This is a genomic window from Mycobacterium sp. 1245852.3 (assembly GCF_001669335.1).
GTDB lineage: Bacteria > Actinomycetota > Actinomycetes > Mycobacteriales > Mycobacteriaceae > Mycobacterium > Mycobacterium europaeum_A.
Genome location: NZ_LZLL01000378.1, coordinates 1 through 7659 on the forward strand (window position 1 = coordinate 1; position 7659 = coordinate 7659).

7 protein-coding genes and 1 pseudogene are annotated in these 7659 nt (G+C 70.5%); 6 read left to right on the forward strand and 2 right to left on the reverse strand.

What is annotated here, in order from left to right; translation table 11 throughout:
• Positions 1-468, reverse strand: a pseudogene (locus A9W96_RS16835) (hypothetical protein); the annotation flags it as partial.
• On the opposite strand from A9W96_RS16835, the gene A9W96_RS16840 reads away from it, so the two are divergent.
• From A9W96_RS16840 to A9W96_RS16860, 5 genes are read left to right on the forward strand one after another with little or no spacing between them, the layout of a single operon-like run.
• Positions 419-1603, forward strand: coding sequence for a hypothetical protein (locus A9W96_RS16840; protein ID WP_369830844.1), 1185 nt, complete (start codon positions 419-421; stop codon positions 1601-1603). The pseudogene A9W96_RS16835 and the gene A9W96_RS16840 sit on opposite strands and share 50 nt — an antisense overlap.
• A 23-nt stretch (positions 1604-1626) precedes the next feature.
• A complete protein-coding gene (locus A9W96_RS16845) occupies positions 1627-2280 on the forward strand; it encodes a DUF4129 domain-containing protein (RefSeq protein WP_067141391.1) in 654 nt (217 codons plus the stop codon).
• Complete coding sequence (locus tag A9W96_RS16850; protein ID WP_067141400.1) at positions 2280-3419, forward strand: DUF4350 domain-containing protein; 1140 nt, start codon at positions 2280-2282, stop codon at positions 3417-3419. The genes A9W96_RS16845 and A9W96_RS16850 overlap by 1 nt, the downstream gene beginning before the upstream one ends.
• The gene (locus A9W96_RS16855) at positions 3302-4411 is read left to right on the forward strand and encodes an AAA family ATPase (RefSeq protein WP_369830845.1); all 1110 of its coding nucleotides are present in this window, start codon (positions 3302-3304) and stop codon (positions 4409-4411) included. The genes A9W96_RS16850 and A9W96_RS16855 overlap by 118 nt, the downstream gene beginning before the upstream one ends.
• On the forward strand, positions 4411-5733 hold the full coding sequence (locus A9W96_RS16860; protein ID WP_067141397.1) for a DUF58 domain-containing protein: 1323 nt from the start codon (positions 4411-4413) through the stop codon (positions 5731-5733). The genes A9W96_RS16855 and A9W96_RS16860 overlap by 1 nt, the downstream gene beginning before the upstream one ends.
• Positions 5734-5743: 10 nt before the next feature.
• Here A9W96_RS16860 and A9W96_RS16865 read toward each other — a convergent pair whose 3' ends face one another.
• Positions 5744-6736, reverse strand: a complete 993-nt coding sequence (locus A9W96_RS16865; RefSeq protein WP_066868366.1) for a stage II sporulation protein M — start codon at positions 6734-6736, stop codon at positions 5744-5746.
• Positions 6737-6813: 77 nt separating this feature from the next.
• Between A9W96_RS16865 and A9W96_RS16870 the strand changes: the two genes are divergently transcribed.
• Positions 6814-7659: RDD family protein (locus A9W96_RS16870; RefSeq protein ID WP_231999712.1), on the forward strand; the 846-nt coding region annotated here is incomplete at its 3' end.

Below are 7659 nucleotides of genomic sequence, written 5' to 3' on the forward strand. Positions count from 1 at the left end.
CGCCGTGCTGGACGAGGTGACCTGGAAGAACTGGCCGACGAGGCTGAAGGGCACCGCTACGGCGTTGGCGACCACGGCTGCCACCAGGAACGTCAGCAGCCGGATGCTCAGCACCCGCCAGAAGCCGTGGCGAATCAGCTTGAAGGACCGGGTGATTGCGTCCATGACCGGCAGCCGCTCCAGCACGATCAGCACCGGGGCGAACAGCACCACCGTGTACAGGTACGCCAGGAACGCGAGGACGGCCAGCACCAACGGGATGCCCAACACCACGGCCGCCGCGGCGTTGCCGACCGCCGCCAGCACCCCGATGATCACCGCGACCAGCCCGGCGAGGGCCGCCACCACGACGGCTTCCAGCAGGGCCAGCCCGAGCAGGGCCAGCAGCCGCCCACGAATCTTGGCCCAGGTTTCGCCGATGGTGATCGGTGACCCGAACACCGCCCGCCCGACGATGACGGTGAGCATGCCCGACAGCAGCATGCCGCCCAGCCAGCCGACCAGGATGCCGCCCCCGCCGGGCTACGGCCCCCCGCCGGGCTACGGCGCTGCGCCCGGATACGGGCCGCCCTCGGGCTACGGCGCCGCACCGGGCTACGGATCGCCGCCACCGTTCGGCCCGCCGTCGGGCTACGGAGCCGTCAAACCCGGGATCATCCCGCTGCGCCCGCTCACCCTCGGCGACATTTTCAACGGCGCGGTCGGCTATGTCCGAGCGAACCCCAAAGCGACGTTGGGGCTGACCGCCATCGTCGTGGTCATCATGCAGATCATCACCAAGGTCGCGTTCTTCGGCCCGCTGGCCGCCGCCGACAGGTTCGGCAGCGATGCGCCCGGCGAACTGAGCTCGGGGGTGCTGGGCGCCTGGACGGCCTCGGTGGGTGGCGGCATCCTGGTCGGCTGGCTGGGCGGCATGCTGCTGTCGGGCATGCTCACCGTCATCGTCGGGCGGGCGGTGTTCGGGTCACCGATCACCATCGGCGAAACCTGGGCCAAGATTCGTGGGCGGCTGCTGGCCCTGCTCGGGCTGGCCCTGCTGGAAGCCGTCGTGGTGGCGGCCCTCGCCGGGCTGGTCGCGGTGATCATCGGGGTGCTGGCGGCGGTCGGCAACGCCGCGGCGGCCGTGGTGTTGGGCATCCCGTTGGTGCTGGCCGTCCTCGCGTTCCTGGCGTACCTGTACACGGTGGTGCTGTTCGCCCCGGTGCTGATCGTGCTGGAGCGGCTGCCGGTCATGGACGCAATCACCCGGTCCTTCAAGCTGATTCGCCACGGCTTCTGGCGGGTGCTGAGCATCCGGCTGCTGACGTTCCTGGTGGCAGCCGTGGTCGCCAACGCCGTAGCGGTGCCCTTCAGCCTCGTCGGCCAGTTCTTCCAGGTCACCTCGTCCAGCACGGCGTTCCTGGTCAGCACCGCGATCCTGTCGGTGGGGGCGGCGATCGGTGAGATCATCACCGCGCCGTTCAACGCGGGAGTCATCGTGCTGCTGTACACCGACCGCCGGATGCGCGCCGAAGCATTCGATCTGGTGTTGCAGAGCGGAGCCGCCCAGGGGCCCTACGCGGCCGCTTCCACCGACAACCTCTGGCTGACCCGGCCCCTGTAAGGGCCGAAAAGGATTGCCGCAGGATGCCTTCCATCGACATCGACCGCGATGCCGCACACCGCGCCGCGCAGGACGAGCTCAACAAACCCAGCTACTCGAAGGGCTCCGCGCGAGAACACTTCGTCGACTGGCTCAAGGACCTGATCTACCGGCTGCTGCAGAAGACCTCGACGATTCCGGGCGGATGGTTCACCGCCACAGTGCTTTTCATCCTGTTCGCCATCGCGGTGCTCGTCGGCGTCTACGTTCTGCGCCGCACCATGCGCACCCGCCGCGGCGGCGATCACTCGTTGTTCGAGGCCGCCCAACTGACCGCCGCCCAGCATCGCGCGACGGCCGAGAACCATGCGGCGCAGGGCGACTGGGCGGCGGCGATCCGTCACCGGCTGCGGGCCGTCGCCCGCCAGCTCGAAGAGACCCGGGTGCTGACACCCGCCCCCGGCCGCACGGCCAACGAGCTGGCCCGCGACGCCGGCGCCGCGCTGCCCCATCTGGCTGGCGAATTGACGCAAGCGGCATCGGCTTTCAACGACGTCACGTACGGTGAACAACCCGGCACCCAGCCCGCCTACCAGATGATCGCCGAGCTGGACGACCACCTGCGGTCCCGCTGGCAGGGCGGACCGCTGGGACCCGGCCGGGCGGAAGCCCCCGAGTCGTGGGCGGCGGTGCGCTGATGGCGACGACCACCGGTGTGACTCCCGAAACCACGCCGCGGCGCTGGCGCACCTGGCGGTGGGTGCTCGTCACGCTGCTGGTGCTCGCGGTCATCGCCGGCGTCGATGCCTATTTGACCGCGTCGCGGCCCGGCGCACGCATGGACCCGGGGGCAACCGGACCCGACGGCGCCCACGCACTGGTGGAATTGCTGCGCAACGCCGGAGTCGACGTCGTGGTGGCCAACAACATCGCCGACGTCGAACACGCGGCGCGCCCCGATGCGCTGATCCTGGTGGCCCAGAGCCAATACCTCACCGACACGCTGCTGGACCGGCTGGCCAGCGTCCATTCGGACCTGCTGCTGGTGGAACCGACGACACGGACCCGCGAGGCGCTGCTGCCGGACATCCGGATCTCGGGCGCCAACGGTTTCGACCTCGACCCCAATTGCACGCTGCGCGAGGCGGTTCGGGCCGGCTCGGTGCGGTTCGGGCCCAGCAACACCTACGAGCCCAAAGGCGGGCGCGCGATGACCCGCTGCTACGACGGCGCGCTGATCCGCTTCCGCGACGACGGCCGCACCATCACAGCGGTCGGCAACACCGACTTCATGACCAACGGCGGCCTGTTGCAAGCGGGCAACGCGGCCCTGGCGATGAACCTCGCCGGCGACCGGCCCCGGCTCATCTGGTACGCGCCGCATCAGGTCGAGGGTGAATCCTCGGCCAAGGCATCGCTTTTCGACCTGATCCCGCCCAATGTCATCTGGATCGTCGGTCAACTGGCGCTGGTAGTGCTGCTGGTCGCCCTGTGGAAGGGCCGCCGCCCCGGGCCCCTGGTGGCCGAGGAGCTGCCCGTGGTGGTCCGCGCGTCGGAGACGGTCGAGGGTCGCGGGCGGCTGTACCGGTCCCGACGGGCACGCGACCGCGCGGCCACCGCCTTGCGCGCCGCCACGGTCGCGCGGCTGCTGCCGCGGCTGGGCCTGGGCGCGGGCGCGTCACCCGATGCGGTGGTGACCACCGCGGCCCAGCGCATCGGATCCGATCCGGCGTTCGTCTCCTACCATCTGTTCGGTCCGCCCCCGACGACCGACAACGACCTGTTACAACTTGGCCGTGCGCTCGACGAAATCGAAAGGCAGGTCGCACACCCGTGACACAGTCCCCTTCCGCTCCACAAGCCGATACCGCCCAGTCCCCCACCGCTGAATCGGCACGCGAGGCACTACTGGCGTTGCGTGGCGAGCTCGCCAAGGCTGTCGTCGGACAGGAGGGCGTGGTCAGCGGCCTGGTGATCGCGCTGCTGTGCCGTGGTCACGTGCTGTTGGAAGGCGTTCCGGGAGTGGCGAAGACGCTACTGGTCCGGGCGCTGTCCGCGGCGCTGCAGCTCGAATTCAAGCGGGTGCAGTTCACCCCCGACCTGATGCCCGGCGACGTGACGGGTTCACTGGTGTACGACGCGCGCACCGCCGCGTTCGTGTTCAGGCCCGGCCCGGTGTTCACCAACCTGCTGCTGGCCGACGAGATCAACCGGACCCCACCCAAGACCCAGGCCGCGCTGCTCGAGGCGATGGAAGAGCGACAGGTCAGCGTCGATGGCCAACCGCAGCCGCTGCCCGACCCGTTCATCGTGGCCGCGACCCAGAACCCGGTCGAATACGAGGGCACCTACCAGCTGCCCGAGGCCCAGCTGGACCGCTTTTTACTCAAACTGAATGTGACGCTGCCGCCGCGGGACGCCGAGATCGCCATCCTGCACCGGCACGCGCACGGCTTCGACCCGCGCGACCTGTCGGCGATCAGCCCGGTGGCCGGGCCCGCCGACCTGGCGGCCGGCCGCGACGCCGTCCAGCGCGTGCTGGTCGGCGACGAGGTGCTCGGTTACATCGTCGACATCGTGGGGGCCACCCGGTCGTCCCCCGCGCTGCAACTGGGCGTGTCCCCCCGCGGTGCCACCGCCCTGCTGGCCACCGCGCGGTCCTGGTCCTGGCTGTCCGGCCGCAACTACGTCACTCCCGACGACGTGAAGGCGATGGCCCGCCCGACGCTGCGGCACCGGGTGATGCTGCGGCCCGAGGCCGAACTCGAAGGGGCCACCCCCGACGGTGTGCTCGACGGGATTCTGGCGTCGGTTCCGGTGCCCCGCTAGTGGTCCTGACCGGACGCACCGGGCTGGTCGCACTGATCTGCGTCCTGCCCATCGCGCTGTCTCCGTGGCCGGCAACGACTTTCGTGGCCCTGCTGATCGCGCTGACGGTTCTGGTGGTCGTCGACATCGTGTTGGCGGCCAGCCCCGCCAGGTTGCGCTACGTCCGTTCCCCGGATCGCTCCACCCGGCTCGGCCAGCAGGTCGAGTGCGGGCTGTTGATCCGCAACGACGGCCCGCGCAGCTTCCGCGGCCAGATCCGCGACGCCTGGCCGCCCAGCGCCCAGGCGCAGCCGCGCACCCAGCCGATCAACATCGCGGCCGGACAGGACCAGCACGTCACGACCCGGCTGCAACCGCTCCGCCGCGGCGATCAGCGCGCGACGGTGGTGACCGCCCGATCGATCGGTCCGCTGGGGCTGGCGGGACGGCAGGGTTCGCAACCGGTGCCGGGCCAGTTGCGGGTGCTGCCTCCGTTTCTGGCCCGCAAGCACCTGCCGTCGCGACTTGCCAAGCTGCGCGAGATCGACGGCCTGCTGCCCACGCTGGTGCGCGGGCAGGGAACCGAATTCGACTCGCTGCGAGAGTATGTCGTCGGCGACGACGTGCGCTCGATCGACTGGCGCGCCACCGCGCGGCGCGCCGACGTGGTGGTGCGCACCTGGCGGCCCGAACGCGACCGGCGGGTGGTGATCGTGCTCGACACCGGCCGCACGGCGGCGGGTCGGGTCGGTGTCGACCCGACCGCGTCCGATCCGGCCGGCTGGCCGCGGCTGGATTGGTCGATGGACGCCGCGCTGCTGTTGGCGGCCCTGGCATCGCGGGCCGGCGACCATGTCGACTTCCTCGCCCACGACCGGGTGAGCCGGGCCGGTGTGTTCGGCGCCTCGCGCACCGAACTGCTTGCCCAGCTGGTCGACGCGATGGCGCCCCTTCAGCCGACGCTGGTCGAATCCGATTGGCGGGCAATGGTTTCCGCCATCGGACTGCGCGCCCGCCGGCGTTCCCTGGTGGTGCTGCTGACCGACCTCAACGCGGCCGCCCTCGACGAGGGCCTGCTGCCCGTGCTGCCGCAACTGTCGGCCAAGCATCGTCTGCTACTGGCCGCGGTCTCCGACCCGCGCGTCGACCAAATGGCCGCCGGGCGTTCGGACGCCGCGGCGGTCTATGACGCGGCGGCCGCCGAACGATCCCGCAACGACCGCGGCGCGATCGCCACGCGGCTGCGCCGCAGCGGGGTGGAAGTCGTCGACGCGCCGCCCACCGAACTGGCACCGGCGCTGGCCGATCACTACCTGGCGATGAAGGCGACCGGGCGGCTGTAGCGATCGCCGCTCAGCGGGTCGGGACGAAGTCCGGCGCGTCCTCCATGTCGCCGCTTTCGCCGGCCTGCACGCCGCGGCGGCCGAAGTAGACGATGTAGGACAGGAACGCCACCTCGGCGAGGACGCCGATACCCACCCGCACGAACGTCGGCAACGGTGACGGCGTCACCAGCGCCTCGATCAATCCCGAAACCAGCAGCACCGCAACCAGACCCACGGCGACCGAGACGACGGCACGCCCCTGCTCGGCGAGCACCTGCCCCCGGGGCCGGTCGCCGGGGGCGATCACCGACCAGCCCAGCCGCATTCCCGTTGCCCCCGAAAGGAATACCGCCGTGAGTTCGAGCAGTCCGTGCGGGGCGAGCAGACCCAGCAGCAGGCCACCCTTGCCGGCCGGAAACATCAGGCCGGCAATGACGCCCAGATTGGCGGCGTTCTCGAACAGCACGAACGGGATGGGCAGCCCCAGCACCACGGACAGCGCGATGCATTGGGCGGACACCCAGGAGTTGTTCACCCAGATCTGCAGCGCGAACGCGGCGGCGGGATGTTCGCTGTAATAGGACTCGACATCGTGGTTGACCAATTGCGCGATGTCACTGGGCGTTCCGAGGGCGGACTGGACGTCGGGACTGCCGGCGACCCACAGCGCGACGATCACGACGACGGCGAAGAACGCCGCCGCCGTGGCCAGCCACCACCGCCAGGTGCGGTACGCCACGACCGGGAAGGACACCGTCCAGAACCGGGTGAACGCGCTGCTCAGTGGCGCGTGGGCGCCCGTCACCGCCGAACGGGCCCGCGCGACCAGGCTGGAGAGCCGACCGATCAGCAGCGAATCCGAGGACGCCGAGCGCAGCATCGACAGATGGGTGGAGACCCGCTGATACAGCTCGACGAGTTCGTCGATTTCCGCACCCGACAACGACCGGCGCCGCCCGATCAATCGGTCCAGGCGGTCCCAGGTAGGGCGATGGGCCAGCACGAACGCATCGACATCCACCCTGGGCAGCCTAATCGCACTCCCGGCGCGGCAAAGTGCGGCCGGCCACGCGGGCCCAACCTGTACCGTTCGAAGTTATGTCGGAGGTGGTGACCGGGGACGCTGTGGTGCTCGATGTGCAGATCGCCCAGCTGCCGGTGCGGACGCTGAGCGCGCTGATCGACATCACGGTCATGGTCATCGGTTACCTGCTCGGCCTGATGTTGTGGGCTGCCACCCTGAGCCAATTCGATACCGCGCTGAGCAACGCGATCCTGCTGATTTTCACGGTGCTGGTGATCGTGGGCTATCCCCTGGTGCTCGAAACGGCGACGCGCGGGCGCTCGGTGGGCAAGATCGCGATGGGGCTGCGGGTGGTGTCCGACGACGGTGGCCCAGAACGCTTCCGCCAGGCCCTGTTTCGCGCCCTGGCGGCGCTGGTGGAAATCTGGATGCTGTTCGGCAGCCCGGCCGTCATCTGCAGCATCCTGTCCCCCAAGGCCAAACGGATCGGCGATATCTTCGCCGGCACGGTGGTGGTCAACGAACGCGGGCCCCGCCTCGGGCCCCCGCCGATGATGCCGCCGTCGTTGGCGTGGTGGGCCTCATCGCTGCAGCTGTCGGGGCTGTCCGTCGGCCAGGTCGAGGTTGCGCGCCAATTCCTTTCCCGGGCAACGCAGCTCGACCGTCAGCTGCGCGTGCAGATGGCATACCGGATCGCCGGTGACGTGGTGGCCCGCATCGCGCCGCCGCCACCGCCCGGCGCCCCGCCGGAACTCGTGCTCGCCGCCGTCCTCGCCGAGCGGCACCGTCGCGAACTGGCCCGGCTGCGCCCCGCCATGCCCGGGCCAGGGCAGACGGGGCCGGCGTCGTGGCCACCGACCGCCCCCGCCTACGGCCCCCAAAGCTGCCCCGGCGCCATCCGCCGCGCCGGCCACCGGGGC

What these genes read in the sequence shown, in the direction of transcription:
- A9W96_RS16840 (WP_369830844.1), top strand. Translation starts at nt 419, where the DNA reads ATGGTGATCGGTGACCCGAACACCGCCCGCCCGACGATGACGGTGAGC.
- A9W96_RS16845 (WP_067141391.1), top strand. Translation starts at nt 1,627, where the DNA reads ATGCCTTCCATCGACATCGACCGCGATGCCGCACACCGCGCCGCGCAG.
- A9W96_RS16850 (WP_067141400.1), top strand. Translation starts at nt 2,280, where the DNA reads ATGGCGACGACCACCGGTGTGACTCCCGAAACCACGCCGCGGCGCTGG.